The organism is Microbacterium sp. UBA1612 (assembly GCF_002321605.1).
GTDB classification, from domain to species: domain Bacteria; phylum Actinomycetota; class Actinomycetes; order Actinomycetales; family Microbacteriaceae; genus Microbacterium; species Microbacterium luteum.
Genome location: NZ_DCMW01000005.1, coordinates 26886 through 43705, shown reverse-complemented (window position 1 = coordinate 43705; position 16820 = coordinate 26886). Strand labels below are relative to the sequence as shown.

Genomic DNA, 16820 nt, shown 5'->3' with positions numbered 1-16820 from the left:
CCGGGGCGGGTCAGCGCTTCTCGAGCTCCTCGGCGACGAGGAAGGCCAGCTCCAGCGACTGCATGTGGTTCAAGCGCGGATCACACAGTGACTCGTAGCGCGTGGCGAGGGTGGCTTCCTCGATCATCTCCGAGCCGCCCAGGCATTCCGTGACGTCGTCGCCGGTCAGCTCGACGTGGATGCCGCCCGGGTGGGTGCCGATGGCGCGGTGCGCTTCGAAGAATCCCCGCACCTCGTCGACGACGTCGTCGAAACGACGCGTCTTGTAGCCGGTCGGCGTGGTGATGCCGTTGCCGTGCATCGGGTCGGTGACCCACAGCGGCCGCGCACCGGAATCCTTCACCGCTTCGAGGAGCGGAGGAAGCGCGTCGCGGATCTTTCCCGCGCCCATGCGCGTGATGAAGGTGAGGCGGCCCGGCTCGCGCTCGGGGTCGAGCTTGTCGATGAGCGCCAGCGCCACGTCTGGCGAGGTCGACGGGCCGAGCTTCACGCCGATCGGGTTGCGGATCTTCGAGAAGTAGTCGACGTGCGCGCCGTCGAGCTCGCGGGTGCGTTCGCCGATCCAGAGGAAGTGGGACGACGTGTTGTACGGCGTCGCCGTCCGCGAGTCGATGCGGGTCATCGGCCGCTCGTAGTCCATGAGGAGGCCCTCGTGGCCGGTGTAGAACTCCACGCGGCGCAGCTCGTCGAAGTCGGCTCCCGCCGCCTCCATGAACTTGATCGCGCGGTCGATCTCGGTCGCGAGGCGCTCGTAGCGCTGGTTGGCGGGGTTCTGCGCGAACCCCTTGTTCCAGCTGTGCACCTCTCGAAGGTCGGCGAATCCCCCCTGCGTGAATGCCCGGATGAGGTTCAGCGTCGATGCGGCGGTGTGGTAACCGCGCAGCAGTCGCCCCGGATCGGCCGTGCGAGAGGCCTCGGTGAAGTCGTACCCGTTGACGATGTCGCCCCGGTACGCCGGCAGCGTCACGTCACCGCGCGTCTCGGTGTCCTTCGAACGCGGTTTGGCGAACTGCCCCGCCATGCGCCCCATCTTCACGATGGGCATCGAGGCGCCGTAGGTGAGCACGACCGCCATCTGCAGCACGGTCTTGATGCGGTTGCGGATCTGCTCGGCGGTGGCCCCGGCGAAAGTCTCCGCGCAGTCGCCGCCCTGCAGCAGGAACGCCTCGCCCGCGGCAGCCCCCGCGAGTCGCTCGCGCAGCAGATCGACCTCGCCGGCGAAGACGAGCGGCGGAAGTCCGGCGATCTCGTCCGAGACCGCAGCGACGGCGGCGGCGTCGGGCCACGCCGGCTGCTGTTTGATCGGTAGGGTCCGCCAGTGGTCGAGGGAGTCTAGCTGCTGGAGCACCAGGCAAGTCTAGCCGCGCTTGACGAGGCGATCTTTCACGGTCGAAGCGTAGACATCGTCGTAACGCTGCTCCCCCAGGCGCTGCAGGGCGACCATGATCTCGTCCGTGATGGAGCGCAGGATGTAGCGATCGCTCTCCATCCCTTCGAAACGCGAGAAGTCCAGCGGCTCGCCGATCACGACGCCCACCCGGACGACCCGCGGGATCCGGCGACCGATCGGCATCATGGTGTCGGTGTCGACCATCACGACGGGCACCACGGGGACGTGCGCTTCCAGGGCCATCCGAGCGATGCCGGTTCGGCCGCGGTAGAGGCGCCCGTCGGGGCTGCGTGTCCCCTCCGGATAGATCCCGAGCAGGTCGCCCCGACCGAGCACCTGCAGTCCGGTGTTGAGCGATGCCTCGGAGGCCTTGCCGCCGGAACGATCGATGGGAAGCTGACCGGTCGCCTTGAAGAAGACCCGGGTCGCCCAGCCGCGCAGCCCTCTGCCGGTGAAGTAGTCGCTCTTGGCGAGGAACGACACCGGGCGGTCGATCATCAGCGGCAGGAAGATGGAGTCGGCGAAGGACAGGTGGTTGCTGGCGAGGATGGCCGCACCCTGCGAGGGGACGTTGCGGCGGCCGACGATCCAGGGCCGGAAGACGGCCTTGACGACGGGTCCGATGACCACGTACTTCATCAGCCAGTAGAACACCGTCAGCCGACCTCCGCCAGGTCGGCGACGCCGATGAGACCCGCGTCGTTGCCCAGCTGCGCGACGGCGAACTCCGCCACCGGACGGTCGCCGTAACCCGGGACGGCCGTGCGGTACGCCTCGCGCATCGGTCCCAGCAGGTCTTCGCCCAGCTGCGCGACGCCTCCGCCGATCACGAACAGCTCGGGATCGAGAACGGCCTGGAACCCGCCGCACGCCTCCCCGAGTGCCGTCGCGACACGCCGCAGCGCCTCGATCGCACCGGGATCCCCCGCCAGGATGAGGCGCGAGATCGCCGGCCCCTTCAGGGCACCCGTCTCGAGGCGCAGCGCCGCCAGTCCCGCACCGATGCCGGCGTCGTCGTCGGCGATCTCCTCCGCTTCGCGCTGAAGCGCTCGACCGGATGCATACTGCTCGAGGCAGCCCTTCTGCCCGCACCCGCAGGGTCGTCCATCCCGGATGAAGCGGATGTGTCCGAGTTCACCGGCGATGCCGTGGCCGCCCATGAGGAGCGCACCGTCGACGACGACCGCTCCCCCGACGCCGGTGCCCATCGTCAGCATCGTCATGTTCTCGACGTCGCGACCGGCACCGAAGCGGAACTCGCCCCACCCTGCGGCGTTGGCGTCGTTCTCGATCGTCACGGGCACGTCGATGCGCGAGGCGAGAGTCGCCTTCAGCGGCTCATTGCGCCAGGCGATGTTCGGTGCGTGCAGCACGAGCTCGCGGTTCCGGTCGATGAAACCCGCGGCGGCCACGCCGACGGCGGAGACGTCATGACTCTGCCCGAGGTGTCGCGCCATGTCGACGACGGCATCGGCGAGCGAGGCCGTGTCGACGGGTGTGTCCACGCGGAGCTTCTCGACGATGCGTCCTTCGGCGTCGACGACGCCTCCTGCGATCTTCGTGCCGCCGATGTCGATGCCGACCTTGAGCAACGTCTTCCCTTCCGGCCGAGCGCTGGCGCGACGGCGCAACCACTCTAGTAGGGCGGGCGCTCTCCCACGGGCGACGTGCGCGTCCTGTGCGGGCTCATCCGCGCGGAATGCCGCGAGAGGACGACCCCCCTCAGTTAGACTCGATTCACCACCCGACCACCGAAACCGCAGCCGGTACCAAAGGAGTTGCCGTGACCGAGTTCACTATCCCCGCCGTCGTTCCCGCCGATCCCGACGCGAACATCACAGACCTCCTCGTCGAACGTGTGAAAGAGACGCCGAACCGCGCTCTGTTCGCCGTTCCGGACGGTTCCGGCTGGCGCGACATCACCGCCGCGCAGTTCCACGAGCAGGTCATCGCCCTCGCGAAGGGCCTCGTCGCGGCCGGCATCGAACCCGGCGACAAGGTCGGATTCATCGCACGCACCACGTACGACTGGACGCTCGTCGACTTCGCGCTCTTCTTCGCCGGCGCCGTGATGGTGCCGATCTATGAGACGTCGTCGTCGTCGCAGATCGCCTGGAACCTCACCGACTCCGGAGCGGTCGCGTGCATCGTCGAATCGGAGGACCACGCCGCGCGGCTCGAAGAGGTCCGAGGCGACCTCCCCCTCATCCGATCGGTGTGGGCGCTGCACACCGGCGACCTGGACCGCATGGTCTCCGAGGGCACCGGTGTCGAAGACGACGAGATCGAGCGCCGTCGGAACCTCGCGAACGGGGATGACATCGCCACCCTCATCTATACGTCGGGGTCGACGGGCCGCCCCAAGGGCTGCGTGCTCACCCACAGCAACTTCGTCGAGCTGTCCCGCAACTGCTTCGTCGCGCTCAACGATGTGCTCACCACCCCCGGCGCCTCGACCCTGTTGTTCATCACGACCGCTCACGTGTTCGCGCGCTTCATCTCCATCCTCAACGTGCACGCCGGTGTGAAGACGGGGCACCAACCCGACACCAAGCAGCTGCTCCCCGCCCTCGGCTCCTTCAAGCCGACCTATCTGCTGGCCGTCCCCCGCGTGTTCGAGAAGGTCTACAACTCGGCCGAGCAGAAGGCCGAAGCCGGTGGAAAGGGCAAGATCTTCCACGCCGCCGCCGAAACAGCCATCGAGCACTCGAAGCTCGAGCAGGAGGGTCGCAAGATTCCGCTCGGCCTGCGCCTGAAGTTCCGTCTGTTCGACAAGCTCGTCTACAGCAAGCTCCGCGACGCCATGGGCGGCAGGGTCATCTACGCGGTGTCGGGGTCGGCCCCGCTGGGTCCGCGGCTCGGTCACTTCTTCCACAGCCTGGGTGTCGTAATCCTCGAGGGCTACGGGCTCACCGAGACCACGGCGCCGGCCACCGTCAACACGACCCAGCAGATGAAGATCGGCACCGTCGGCCCGGTCATCCCGGGTGTCGGTGTGCGTCTGGCCGACGATGGCGAGATCCAGGTCAAGGGCGTCAACGTGTTCAAGGAGTACTGGCGCAACCCGGAGGCCACGGCCGCCGCATTCGACGGCGAGTGGTTCCGCACCGGCGACATCGGCACATTCGACAGCGACGGCTGCCTGGCCATCACGGGGCGCAAGAAGGAGATCATCGTCACCGCCGGTGGCAAGAACGTCGCCCCGGCCGCTCTGGAGGACCCGATCCGCGCCAATCCGATCATCGGCCAGGTGGTCGTCGTCGGCGACCAGAAGCCGTTCATCTCCGCGCTGATCACGCTCGATCCCGAGATGCTTCCGACCTGGCTGTCGAACAACGGCCTGCCCGCGGACATGGCCCTCGAAGACGCAGCGAAGAACGACGCGGTGCGTGCCGAGGTGCAGAAGGCCATCGACCACGCCAACACCCACGTGTCCCGCGCCGAGTCGATTCGCAAGTTCACCATCCTCGCCACCGAATGGACCGAGGCGTCGGGTCATCTCACTCCGAAGATGAGCATCAAGCGCAACGTGATCATGAGCGACTTCGCCACCGAGATCGACGAGATCTACGCCGTGCCGGTGAACACGACCAACGTCTCACTGACCTGACGCGAAGGCGATTCCGGTGCCCTCGGGTCAGCCGGAACCGGAATCGTCAGAACCACTCCGATTCGCGGATCTGCCGCATCGCGACCTTGCGGGACTCGGGGGTCAGCCGGCTGAGGTAGAGCTTCCCGTCGAGATGGTCGGTCTCGTGCTGCAGCGCCTGGGCCATGAGGCCTTCGCCCTCGACGACGACCTCGCGTCCATCGAGGTCGATGCCGCGGGCTGCCGCATGCGGGTAGCGGAGCGCGTCGTGCCAGAGTCCGGGAACCGACAGACATCCCTCGCCGATGTACTCCGGCTCTCCCGAGACCTCCACGATCTCCGGATTGAGGAGATAGCCGATGTCCCCGTCGATGTTGTAGCTGAAGGCGCGAAGACCGACGCCGATCTGGGGCGCGGCGACACCGGCGCGCCCAGGCAGCTCCACGGTGTCCAGCAGATCCCGTACGAGGGAGCGGACGCCGTCGTCGATGACCTCGATCGTCGCGCTCGGAGCGCGCAGCACGGGGTCGCCGAAGACGCGGATCGCGCGCACGGCCATGTCAGGCAGCCGCCGTCGCGGTCCGCAGGCCCTCCACCACGACCGCGGCGAGCTCGCGTGCGGCGTCCCGGGTGGCGGCGTTCAGATCGCGGAACACGATCGAGGACCCCGTGGCGATGTGGGCGTCGTACGGCATGCGCACCACCGCCCGCACGCGCGTGCGGAAGTGCGCGTCGAGCTGGTCCAGCTGCACGAGCGGGGCACCCGGGCGACCGCTGTTGAGCACCACGACGGCGTTCCGCACGCGGTCGGCATAGCCGTTCGTCTCGAGCCAGGTGAGCGTTTCGGACGCGAGGCGCGCTTCGTCGACGCTCAGCCCGGCGACGAGCACGAGCTGGTCGGCGAGTTCGAGCGTGGCTCCCATGACCGAATGCACGATGCCGGTGCCGGTGTCGGTGAGCACGATCGAGTAGTAGTGGGCGGCGAGACTCGCGACGTCGTGATAGTCGCGTCCACTGAACGCCTCCGAGACCTGCGGGTCCGAATCGGACGCGAGGGCGTCGAGGCGCGTCTCGTCTCGGGCGACGATGGCCGAGATGTCGCTGTATCCCGACACCTCGCCGCGCACGCGGGCGAGGTCTCGGACGGTCCGTCCGCCTGTCCGGCCGATGCGGTCGGCAAGCGTGCCGCGATCGGGGTTGGCGTCGACGGCGATGACGCGGTCGTCGCGCGCGTCGGCCAGCGCCATCCCCAGCAACGCGGTGACGGTGGTCTTGCCCACTCCGCCCTTGCGTGAGACGACGGGGACGAAACGGGCGGCACCGGGCAGCGGCGCCCCGATCCGGCGGTCGAGCCCCTTCCGGGCCTGAGCCTTCCGGCTGTCGCCGAGGTTGATCCGCCGACCCGAGAGCGCGTAGATCAGCTGCTGCCAGTACCCCTCGGGCTCGGGACGCGACAGCTGCGTGCGGTCGAGCAGCCGGTCGGCGGTGAGCAGGTCCGCGGTCTCGCGGTCGGGCTCGAACTCGCCGAGGCGCTTGGACGACAGGGTGATGTCTGCTCGCGTCGTGACGCGGTCGCCGCCTTCGCCGCGATCGAGGACGCGCGTCTCCCCCGGATGCTGCGCCTCACGCCGCGTCGTCGGCACCGATCCCGTTCTGGGGACCGTCGGCGCCGGCTCGGTCGCGGCCGACGTCGTCGGTGGTGCGGCGCCCGCCACAGGCCCGTTCTCGTCACGGCTGGGGACGTCATCGCGTGCGGGCTCGACGAACGCCGGCCCGTCATCGACGTCTTCCGCCGCGTCGGTGACGATCTCGGCGGTGTGCACGTCGGCATCCACCGTCACCGACGGCTGTTCTCCGGTCTCGAGGTGGCCCTCGACGATCTCGTCGTCCTCCTCGAGGGATTCCGAAGCCGCCGTACCGGCGGGCGCGGCGACCTCACCGGACACGGGAAGCTCATCATCGATGACGTCTTCGTCATCATCGTCGCGATCGACCGGCAGCGAGACCGACACCTGCTGTGTCGACGTGCCGAGCAGCCCGATGGCATGCGTGTCGAGGTTCCCGCCATCGTCGAGGACGGCGTTTTCGGCCGCCTCGTCGTCCGGCGAGTGGTCATGCTGATCGGGGCTCACGGGGTACTCCTGGGGTTCTCACGCGCGATCGCGCGCCGTCCAGGCTATCCCGCGGGCCGGATGACGACCAAAAGGTCGCCCGCGTCGACCTGCGCCGTCGCCGCGACCGCGAGCCGCTCGACCACGCCGTCGACGGGCGCGGTGATCGCCGCTTCCATCTTCATCGCCTCGATCGACGCGACCGGCTGACCTGCTGAGACCGTATCGCCGACGGCTGCCTTGAGCGTGACGACACCCGAGAACGGCGCGGCGACCTGGCCCGGTCGCGACGTGTCGGCCTTCTCGGCCTGATGCGTCTCGACGGTGATGCTGCGGTCCCGTGCGAAGACGGGGCGCAGCTGTCCGTTGAGGGTGGTCATGACCGTGCGCATGCCTTTGTCATCGGCCTCGCCGATGGCTTCCAGGCCCACGAACAGCTTCACGCCGCGGTCGATCTCGACGACGTGCTCGGCGCCCGGTTCGAGGCCGTAGAGGTAGTCGGCCGTGTCGAGCACGCTGAGATCGCCGAACACCTCGCGGGACTGCTCGAACGCCCGGGTCGGCGCCGGGAAGAGCAGCGCATTGAGCGCACGACGTCGTTCGCCGGACGACCCCGCCAGCGCCTTCGTCTCGGTGTCGGTGAGGGGCGTGACCCCCGTCTTCACCTCGCGCCCGTGCAGCACCTTCGAGCGGAACGGCTCCGGCCAGCCGCCCGGAAGGTCTCCGAGCTCGCCCGCCATGAATCCGACGACGGAATCCGGCACGTCGTATTTCTCGGGGTGCGCTTCGAAGTCGGCCGGATCGGCTTTGACAGCGGCCAGGTGCAGTGCCAGATCGCCGACGACCTTCGACGACGGGGTGACCTTGGGGACGCGCCCGAGGATCGCGTTCGCGGCCGCGTACATGTCTTCGATGAGCTCGAAGTCCTCCGCCAGTCCCAGCGCGATCGCCTGCTGGCGCAGGTTCGACAGCTGCCCGCCCGGGATCTCGTGGTGGTACACGCGCCCCGTCGGTCCCGGCAGCCCTGATTCGAACGGCGCGTAGAGGTTGCGGACCGCCCCCCAGTAGGGTTCGAGGTCGTTCACCGCGTCGAGCTCCAAGCCCGTGTCTCGCTCGGTGTGAGCGAGCGCGGCCACCAGGGCCGACAGGGACGGCTGGCTCGTCGTGCCCGACATGGGAGCGGCGGCGGCGTCGACGGCGTCGGCTCCGGCGGCGCTGGCGGCGAGCAGGGTCGCGAGCTGCCCGCCCGCCGTGTCGTGCGTGTGGACGTGCACCGGAAGGTCGAAGCGCTCACGCAGTGCCGACACGAGCTTCGCCGCGGCGGCGGGGCGGAGCAGCCCCGCCATGTCCTTGATCGCCAGAACGTGGGCACCCGCCTCGACGATCTGATCGGCGAGCCCGAGATAGTAGTCGAGGGTGTAGAGATCCTCTGCCGGATTGAGCAGGTCACCGGTGTAGCAGACGGCGACCTCGGCGATTCCCGTTCCGGTCGTGAGCACCGCATCGATCGCGGGGCGCATCTGTGCGACGTCGTTGAGGGCGTCGAAGATGCGGAAGACATCGATGCCCGCGGTCGCCGCCTCCTGGACGAATGCATCCGTCACCTCTGTGGGGTACGGCGTGTAGCCGACCGTGTTGCGACCTCGCAGCAGCATCTGGATGGCGACGTTGGGCAGCGACGTCCTCAGCTTCTCCAGACGCTCCCACGGGTCCTCGCTGAGGAAGCGCAGGGCGACGTCGTAGGTGGCCCCGCCCCACGCCTCCACCGACAGCAGCTGCGGCGTCATGCGGGCGACGTAGGGTGCGACGGCCAGAAGATCCTTGGTGCGCACGCGCGTGGCGAGCAGGGACTGATGCGCGTCGCGGAAGGTCGTGTCCGTCACGCCGAGAGCGGTCTGCGCGCGCAGTGCTCGCGCGAACCCCTCGGGACCCAGCTCCTGCAGTCGCTGTCGCGACCCGGCAGGGGCGGCAGACCCCAGGTCGATCTCGGGCAGTTTCTGACGCGGCTCCACGGTGACCGGATTCGAACCGTGCGGCTTGTTGACCGTGGTGTCGACCAGCCAGTTCAGGATCTTCGTTCCGCGATCCTTCGATTCCCGCCCCTTCAGCAGCTCCGGGCGCTCGTCGATGAACGACGTGCTGATGTCACCGGCGATGAAGGAGGAATCATCGAGCACCGCCTGCAGGAAGGGGATGTTCGTGGAGACGCCGCGGATGCGGAACTCGGCGAGAGCACGACGCGCGCGCAGGACCGCGGCCCCGAAATCGCGTCCCCGACACGTGAGCTTGGACAGCATCGAGTCGAAGTGCGGGCTGATCTGAGCACCGGCCGCGGTCGTGCCGCCATCCAGTCGGATGCCCGCCCCTCCCGGGGAACGGTAAGTCGTGATCTTCCCGGTGTCGGGACGGAATCCCTGCGTCGGATCCTCGGTGGTGATGCGGCACTGGAGCGCAGCACCCCGAAGATGGATCCGATCCTGCGCGAGACCGAGGTCGTCGAGCGACTGGCCCGAGGCGATGCGCATCTGAGACTGCACGAGGTCGACGTCGGTGACCTCTTCCGTGACGGTGTGCTCGACCTGGATGCGAGGGTTCATCTCGATGAACACGACCTCCCCCGCGCGCGGACCGGCCGTCTCCAGGAGGAACTCCACCGTCCCGGCGTTCTCGTAGTCGATGGACTTGGCGAACGCGATCGCATAGGCGTGCAGCGCTGCCGCCACCTCGGGGTCGAGGTTCGGCGCCGGCGCGATCTCGATCACCTTCTGATGACGACGCTGCACCGAGCAGTCGCGCTCGAACAGATGGACCGTGTGGCCGGACTTGTCGGCGAGAACCTGCACCTCGACATGGCGCGGGCGCTGGACGGCCTGCTCGAGGAAGACCCGAGCGTCGCCGAATGCGCTGCCCGCCTCGCGCATCGCCTCGGCGATCGCGGGAGCGAGCTCCTCCCGGGACGCGACGCGACGCATGCCGCGGCCGCCTCCGCCGGCCACCGCCTTCACGAAGATCGGGAATCCGATGTCGTCGGCCTGCGCCAGCAGGACGTCGACATCGTCGGATGCGGGCGTCGAGCGGAGCACCGGCACGTCGGCGGCGATGGCGTGCTCCTTGGCCGTCACCTTGTTACCGGCCATCTCGAGCACCCGGGCCGGCGGTCCGATGAAGACGATGCCGTTCGCCGCGGCCTTCTCCGCCAGCTCCGGATTCTCCGACAGGAACCCGTAGCCCGGGTAGATGGCGTCGGCTCCCGACTCCTTCGCGACCCGGATGATCTCGTCGACGTCGAGGTAGGCACGGACGGGATGGCCGGGCTCTCCGATCTGATAGGCCTCGTCGGCCTTCAGGCGATGCAGGGAGTTGCGATCCTCATACGGGAAGACGGCGACGGTCCTCGCTCCGAGTTCGAACGCCGCACGGAAAGCGCGGATGGCGATCTCACCGCGATTGGCTACCAGGATCTTTCGGAACATGCGCACCTCGCTGAGCATGGCGGATCGGTCGAGTGTGCTCTCAGCCTAGGGGACGGTAACGTAGTGCCTCGTGCACGTACTCTCCGTCAGTTCCCTCAAGGGCGGGGTCGGAAAGACGACGGTGACCCTCGGGCTCGCCTCGGCTGCGTTCGCCCGCGGCGTTCGCACCCTCGTCGTCGACCTCGACCCGCAGTCCGACGTGTCTACGGGCATGGACATCCAGGTGGCGGGCCGCCTCAACGTGGCCGACGTCCTCGCCAATCCGAAGGACAAGGTCGTCAAACAGGCGATCACCGCCAGCGGCTGGGCGAAGGTGCACCCCGGCACGATCGACGTGATGATCGGCAGCCCGTCGGCGATCAACTTCGACGGCCCGCACCCGAGCGTCCGAGACGTGTGGAAGCTCGAGGAGGCACTCGCGACGATCGAGGCCGAGTACGACCTCGTGCTGATCGACTGTGCACCGTCGCTCAACGCCCTGACGCGTACCGCGTGGGCGGCCAGCGACCGCGTCGTGGTCGTCACCGAGCCCGGCCTGTTCTCGGTCGCAGCCGCGGACCGGGCACTTCGTGCGATCGAGGAGATCCGCCGCGGCCTCTCCCCGCGGCTGCAGCCGCTCGGCATCGTCGTCAACCGCGTGCGCCCCCAGTCGATCGAGCACCAGTTCCGCATCAAGGAATTGCGCGACATGTTCGGACCGCTGGTCCTCTCTCCCCAGCTGCCCGAACGCACATCGCTCCAGCAGGCGCAGGGCGCCGCGAAGCCGCTGCACATCTGGCCGGGCGACTCCGCGCAGGAACTCGCCGCCGACTTCGACGCGCTGCTGGATCGCGTCATGCGGATCGGCCGCATCCCGGCCCCCGCGCAGGGCGCCTCCTGAGCCGCCGGATCTGATTCGCGGCCGATGAGAGCGCTCCGCTCTACCGTCTCACCTACGCCGCCACAGCCGCCGGCGAACGGATGTTCTCGGCTGAGCTGGATGCGGCCGCCGCAGACCAGCCCTTCTGGGGTGCCCGCCTCGCGGTCGAGCACCTCGGGCCCACGCCGATCCGCGCGTCACGACTGACCACCCGACGCGCGCGTCACGCGCTGGCGAGCTTGGATACCTATCGCGCCGCTGTCGGTGCCGCTGCCGAGCGCATGCTCGCCGAAGACGGCACAGGTAAAGCCGTCGATGTTCTCGAGGGGATCGTCGGGACGGGACGGTGATCGATCACGCCGTGCGGGCCGCGCGACGCGCCGCGAGCTCATCCATCTGATCGGGCACCTGCGGGTCGAACTCGACGAGAGTCGACTCGACCTCCCGCAGAACCTTGCCGACCGCGATCCCGAACACGCCCTGACCGCGACTGACGAGGTCGATCACCTCGTCGCTCGAGGTGCAGAGGTAGACCGAGGCCCCATCGCTCATGAGGGTGGTGCCGGTCAGGTCCCGGATGCCGGCGGCACGCAGCTGCTCGACAGCCGTGCGGATCTGCTGGAGCGAGATGCCGGTGTCGAGCAGTCGTTTGACGAGCTTGAGGACGAGGATGTCGCGGAAGCCGTAGAGCCGCTGCGAACCCGATCCGGATGCGCCGCGCACGGTGGGCTCGACCAGTTCGGTGCGTGCCCAGTAGTCGAGCTGTCGATAGGTGATCCCGGCCGCGCGGGCGGCGACGGCTCCGCGGTACCCGACCTCGTCGTCCATCTGAGGCAGACCGTCGGTGAAGAGCAGATCGGTCACGAAAGCGGGTTCGCCACTCGCCTCGAATGCGCCCATCCGCATCTCCTCCCGATCGGTTATCCCCAACGCTAGATCAGCCGAGCGCGACGGGCAACGACATCCGCTCCTCGCGCTCGGCGTGTCGCTCAGGTCAGCAGTCGATCGAGGGCGGCGCGCAGGTAGACGCCGCGCATCTCGTCGAGTCGACGCGCGAGCTCGGGGGCGATCTCACCCGCACGCCCGCGGGATGCCGCATCGGTGCGGCGCAGCAGCGGAGCCAGCGCCGACTCGATCAGCGCAGCATCACGCTCGGCACCCTGCCGCAGCGCGCGCACGTGCCTCGGCTCGATGCCGTGCCGGTGCAGAGCCACCAGCGACTTCAGCAGCGTCACCGTCTGCTCGGAGTAGGTCTCGGCCCCGTGGACGACGCCGGTGCCGATCGCGTCGTTGAGCAGCTGAGCGGGGCACCCCGTCACGGACAACAGCTCCTCGCGGCGGTACCGGCGCGGTCCGGCGACGATCGGTGCCGCATTGACCGAGGTCGGCGGGGCCGGCTCGCGCCCGGCGTCGAGCTCCACGAGATAGTCGCGGATCACGCTCAGCGGCAGGTAATGGTCGCGCTGGAGCGTGAGGGCGAGGCGAAGACGCTCGACGTCGTCGTGGGAGAACTTGCGGTAGCCGGACTCCGTGCGCACCGGTGTGACGATGCCCTGGACCTCCAGGAATCGCAGCTTGCTGGAGGTGAGGTTCGGAAAGTCCGGGGCGAGTCGCGCGAGCACCTGGCCGATGCTCAGAAGGCCCGCGGACGGCGTGCGTTCGCGGGCTGATGCGGGAGCCATCAGCCTTCCGTGGCCGGCAGGTCTGCCGGAGACACGAAGAAGTTCAAACGGAACTTGCCGACCCGCACCTCGGCGCCGTTGTCGAGCCGCGCTCGGTCCGCTCGTTCGCCGTTGACGTAGGTGCCGTTCAAGGAGCGCTGATCGACGAGTTCGAAGACACTGCCCGAGCGGGTGATCTCCGCGTGACGACGTGAGACGGTCACATCGTCGAAGAAGATGTCTGCTTCGGGATGGCGACCGACGGTGGTGACATCGGAATCGAGCAGATAACGCGCCCCCGCGGTGGGTCCGGATCGCACCAGCAGCAGTGCGGAACCCGTCGGGAGCGCTTCGATCGCCTCGAGCTCGGTCTCGCTCAATTCGCTGCCGAAGGGAACATAGGACAGATCGGAATCGTGCCCGAACGTCTGGGTGGTGTCGTTCGATGCGGGCCGGTCGGCGGCGTCACCCGGTCGTCCGGCCCGGTGAATGTCGTCCGGTTCCGGGCGGCGGTATTCCTCCACGGTGGTCCTCCCTCTCCGATGACCCAGCGTAGCCGATCGGCACCCCCGAAAACCGCGCTCGGTGCGCGAAGGGGGGTACTCGAAACTACTCAGAAACGCCCCGCCGTGTCGAGTCCGGAACCCGCGGGTAGTCTCGGGCGGGTGACGTATTCGATCGCCCGCCGACTCCGCATCCTCCTCACCGCCCTGACCGCCGTGCTCCTCGCCGCCGCGGCGGTGTTCGTGGCGACCCCCGCGCACGCTCACGACGAGCTCATCTCCACAGATCCCGACGCCGACAGCACGGTCGAGGTGCTCCCCGACCAGCTCACCCTGACCTTCAGCGGCGTGCTGTCGACCGAGCCCGGCGCGACCGAGGTGGCGGTCATGGACGCCGACGGCGCATCCCTGACCGATGGCGAGCCCGAGGTGGTCGAGACCACCGTGACGCAGCCGCTCATGGATGCAGCCACCGGCACGATCACGGTGCAGTGGAAGGTCGTCTCGTCGGACGGTCACCCGATCTCGGGCGAGTACTCCTTCCAGGTGGCCGAACCTCAGCCGACACCCACGCCGACTCCGACCGCGACGACCACGGAGTCCACCCCGGCCCCGACGCAGACGGTCGAACCTTCGCCGACGGAGACCCCGGCGCCTGCATCGGACGTCTCGCCGAGTGTCCCGTGGGTCATCGGCGGGATCATCGCGATCGCCATCATCGCCGCGGTCGTGTACCTCGTCGCAACGCGCCGCCGCACACCGCCGAGCGAGCCGGGTTCGCCCGAGTCCGGGCCGCGATCCGCCGGACCCGCCGAGCGATAGGCTTGGGGTCATGCCTCACTACGACGTCGTCATCCTCGGCGCGGGTCCCGGCGGGTACGTCGCGGCCGTGCGCGCATCCCAGCTCGGCAAGTCCGTCGCGATCATCGAAGAGAAGTACTGGGGCGGTGTCTGCCTGAACGTCGGCTGCATCCCCTCGAAGGCGCTGCTTCGCAACGCCGACCTCGCCCACACCTTCACCCACAAGGCCGATCTGTTCGGCATCTCGGGCGACGTGTCGTTCGACTTCGGCACGGCGTGGGATCGCAGCCGCAAGGTGGCCGAGACGCACGTCAAGGGCATCCACTACCTGATGAAGAAGAACTCGGTGACCGAGTACGACGGTCGCGGCACGTTCGTCGACGCGAACACCATCGAGGTCGCGACCAGCGACGGGTCGTCGGAGCGCGTCACCTTCGACAACGCGATCATCGCCACCGGGTCGACGGTGCGCCTGCTGCCGGGTGTCGAGCTCAGCGAGAACGTCGTCACCTACGAAGAGCAGATCCTCGCCCGCGATCTGCCCGAGTCGATCGCGATCGTCGGCGCCGGCGCCATCGGCATGGAGTTCGCCTACGTGCTGACGAACTACGGCGTCAAGGTCACCATCATCGAGTTCCTCGACCGCGCCCTGCCGAACGAGGACGCCGAGGTCTCCAAGGAGATCGCTCGCCAGTACAAGAAGCTCGGGGTCGAGATCCTCACCTCCACCAAGGTCGAGTCGATCACCGACCACGGCGACAAGGTCACCGTGGCCTACACGGGCAAAGACGGCGCCGCAGGCTCCATCGACGCCGGCAAGGTGCTCATGTCGATCGGGTTCGCCCCCAACGTCGAGGGATACGGTCTGGACAAGACCGGGGTGAAGCTGACAGAGCGCGGCGCCATCGAGATCGACGACTACATGCACACCAGCGTGCCCCACATCTACGCGATCGGTGACGTCACCGCGAAGCTGCAGCTCGCCCACGTCGCCGAAGCCCAGGGCGTCGTGGCGGCCGAGACCATCGCCGGAGCCGAGACGATGGCTCTCGGGGACTACCGCATGATGCCGCGCGCCACGTTCTGCTCGCCGCAGGTGGCCAGCTTCGGGCTCACCGAGCAGCAGGCACGCGACGAGGGATACGACGTCAAGGTCGCGAAGTTCCCGTTCAGCGCCAACGGCAAGGCGAACGGGCTCGGCGAAGCCGTCGGGTTCGTCAAGGTCGTCGCCGACGGCGAACACCTCGAGCTCCTCGGCGCCCACATGATCGGCCCCGACGTCTCCGAGCTCCTGCCGGAGCTGACGCTCGCGCAGAAGTGGGATCTCACCGCTCTCGAAGCAGCCCGCAACGTGCACACGCACCCGACGCTCTCCGAGGCGCTCCAGGAGGCCTTCCACGGCATCGCGGGTCACATGATCAACATCTGACCTCACGGAAGAAGGTGCGGAGGCCTCGGGCCCCGCACCTTCTCCGTGTGGTGCGCGGGACGGATCAGAGCCCGAGCGCGCGAGCGAGCTTGGAGTCGGACGAGGCGTCGCTCGCTCCGGCGGCGCGTGCGATCTCGCCGATGGCCGCGAACAGCGGCTCGTGGTCCTCCGGCGCGGCTGGGCCGAGTTCGATCTCCCACTCCCGCCACGTCCGATCGACGCCGGCCCGTTCGTCACGAGCGGTCACGTGATCGTCGACGAATTCCGCGACCACTCCCCCTTCGGTGTCGAGCAGGTCGTACGCGACGCGGTCGTTGCGGATGCGGGCGAGCGGCGACAGCGGCTCGTCCGTTATGTGGGCGATCGCCGCCCGCACGGGCGCCGGCACCTCGGCGATGCCGCCACCGCCGAGGGGCCAGCCCAGCTCTTCTCGCCCGGCTCCGACGCGCGGGCCTTTCACATGCCATCCCGCGTCGGGCCCCCCGGTACGCCGGCGCAGTGCATAGCCGGAACGGCCGAGCTCCGCGTCAGCGGTGTCGAGGTAGACCGCGTCGAGGGCGCGACGCTCGGCCGCACCGACCGTCGCGACGCCGGGCACGCGCGTCCAGTCCGGAACGGCGATGTCGACCTCGACGTCGAATTTCACCTCGACCTCGTTGGTGCGCCGTGGCTCCGTCACCCGTCAGCGCCGATCGCGAGGTGAGTCGCTGTAGGGGTCGATGTCATCCTCCGACTCGACGAACCAGAACTCGCCCTCGGTGGGCCCGTCATCGTCTCCGGTATTGACGAGCTCCCCTCGGCGCGCGTAGACCACCTGAGTCTCGCTGTAGGGGACGATGAGCTGCTCCTGGTCCACGTCGTCGACAGGGATCACCTGCCCGTCGAGCGGGCCGCCATGAAGTCGTGCGATAGCCATGGACCGAGCCTAGCCCTCGCCCCATCCCGCGAGAGAAGGTTGCGCTTCGCGACGCGATGTGATGACGCCACCGCCGCGTACGGGGAGT

The 16820-nt window shown here is 68.5% G+C and carries 16 protein-coding genes; 5 read left to right on the top strand and 11 right to left on the bottom strand.

Going from position 1 to position 16820, the window contains the following annotated elements:
* Positions 1–10: 10 nt before the first annotated feature.
* The 3 genes from B3S45_RS02830 to B3S45_RS02820 are packed head-to-tail and all read right to left on the bottom strand — an operon-like array spanning position 11 to position 2982.
* Entirely contained in the window at positions 11–1348 is a 1338-nt protein-coding gene (locus B3S45_RS02830) for a class II 3-deoxy-7-phosphoheptulonate synthase (RefSeq protein WP_194383299.1), read from the bottom strand.
* A gap of 9 nt (positions 1349–1357) precedes the next feature.
* Positions 1358–2044: a lysophospholipid acyltransferase family protein gene (locus B3S45_RS02825; RefSeq protein ID WP_071043686.1), complete on the bottom strand. Its 687-nt coding sequence runs from the start codon at positions 2042–2044 to the stop codon at positions 1358–1360.
* A gap of 2 nt (positions 2045–2046) precedes the next feature.
* Positions 2047–2982, bottom strand: coding sequence for an ROK family protein (locus tag B3S45_RS02820; protein ID WP_286717272.1), 936 nt, complete (start codon positions 2980–2982; stop codon positions 2047–2049).
* A 191-nt stretch (positions 2983–3173) separates the two neighbouring features.
* Between B3S45_RS02820 and B3S45_RS02815 the strand changes: the two genes are divergently transcribed.
* The gene (locus tag B3S45_RS02815; protein WP_286717271.1) at positions 3174–5000 is read left to right on the top strand and encodes an AMP-dependent synthetase/ligase; all 1827 of its coding nucleotides are present in this window, start codon (positions 3174–3176) and stop codon (positions 4998–5000) included.
* 46 nt (positions 5001–5046) lie between these two features.
* Here the strand turns inward: B3S45_RS02815 and def are convergent, their stop codons facing one another.
* The 3 genes from def to B3S45_RS02800 are packed head-to-tail and all read right to left on the bottom strand — an operon-like array spanning position 5047 to position 10563.
* Entirely contained in the window at positions 5047–5538 is a 492-nt protein-coding gene (gene def, locus B3S45_RS02810) for a peptide deformylase (RefSeq protein ID WP_194383302.1), read from the bottom strand.
* 1 nt (position 5539) lies between these two features.
* Complete coding sequence (locus tag B3S45_RS02805) at positions 5540–7111, bottom strand: MinD/ParA family ATP-binding protein (RefSeq protein WP_286717269.1); 1572 nt, start codon at positions 7109–7111, stop codon at positions 5540–5542.
* A 44-nt stretch (positions 7112–7155) separates the two neighbouring features.
* Positions 7156–10563 carry a pyruvate carboxylase gene (locus B3S45_RS02800; protein WP_286717267.1) on the bottom strand — a complete coding sequence of 1136 codons (3408 nt, stop codon included), beginning with the start codon at positions 10561–10563 and terminating at the stop codon, positions 7156–7158.
* A 70-nt stretch (positions 10564–10633) separates the two neighbouring features.
* Here B3S45_RS02800 and B3S45_RS02795 point away from each other — a divergent pair, with 70 nt between their 5' ends.
* Positions 10634–11443, top strand: a complete 810-nt coding sequence (locus B3S45_RS02795; protein ID WP_071043691.1) for a ParA family protein — start codon at positions 10634–10636, stop codon at positions 11441–11443.
* 80 nt (positions 11444–11523) lie between these two features.
* The gene (locus B3S45_RS02790; protein WP_286717264.1) at positions 11524–11772 is read left to right on the top strand and encodes a hypothetical protein; all 249 of its coding nucleotides are present in this window, start codon (positions 11524–11526) and stop codon (positions 11770–11772) included.
* Positions 11773–11776: 4 nt separating this feature from the next.
* On the opposite strand, the gene B3S45_RS02785 is transcribed toward B3S45_RS02790, so the two are convergent.
* From B3S45_RS02785 to B3S45_RS02775, 3 genes are all read right to left on the bottom strand, one after another.
* Complete coding sequence (locus tag B3S45_RS02785) at positions 11777–12322, bottom strand: MerR family transcriptional regulator (protein ID WP_071043693.1); 546 nt, start codon at positions 12320–12322, stop codon at positions 11777–11779.
* A gap of 89 nt (positions 12323–12411) precedes the next feature.
* The gene (locus B3S45_RS02780; protein WP_071043694.1) at positions 12412–13104 is read right to left on the bottom strand and encodes a MerR family transcriptional regulator; all 693 of its coding nucleotides are present in this window, start codon (positions 13102–13104) and stop codon (positions 12412–12414) included.
* Positions 13104–13607 carry an FHA domain-containing protein gene (locus B3S45_RS02775; protein ID WP_286717260.1) on the bottom strand — a complete coding sequence of 168 codons (504 nt, stop codon included), beginning with the start codon at positions 13605–13607 and terminating at the stop codon, positions 13104–13106. Before B3S45_RS02775 ends, B3S45_RS02780 begins: the two co-directional genes overlap by 1 nt.
* A 141-nt stretch (positions 13608–13748) precedes the next feature.
* Here B3S45_RS02775 and B3S45_RS02770 point away from each other — a divergent pair, with 141 nt between their 5' ends.
* A complete protein-coding gene (locus tag B3S45_RS02770) occupies positions 13749–14408 on the top strand; it encodes a copper resistance CopC family protein (protein WP_286717258.1) in 660 nt (219 codons plus the stop codon).
* Between the two features lie 10 nt (positions 14409–14418).
* The gene (lpdA, locus tag B3S45_RS02765; protein ID WP_071043696.1) at positions 14419–15816 is read left to right on the top strand and encodes a dihydrolipoyl dehydrogenase; all 1398 of its coding nucleotides are present in this window, start codon (positions 14419–14421) and stop codon (positions 15814–15816) included.
* A gap of 64 nt (positions 15817–15880) precedes the next feature.
* On the opposite strand, the gene B3S45_RS02760 is transcribed toward lpdA, so the two are convergent.
* Complete coding sequence (locus tag B3S45_RS02760; protein WP_286717255.1) at positions 15881–16495, bottom strand: CYTH domain-containing protein; 615 nt, start codon at positions 16493–16495, stop codon at positions 15881–15883.
* 3 nt (positions 16496–16498) lie between these two features.
* Positions 16499–16732 (bottom strand): response regulator, encoded by a 234-nt coding sequence (locus tag B3S45_RS02755; RefSeq protein WP_071043698.1) that lies wholly within the window; start codon positions 16730–16732, stop codon positions 16499–16501.
* Positions 16733–16820 lie beyond the last annotated feature (88 nt).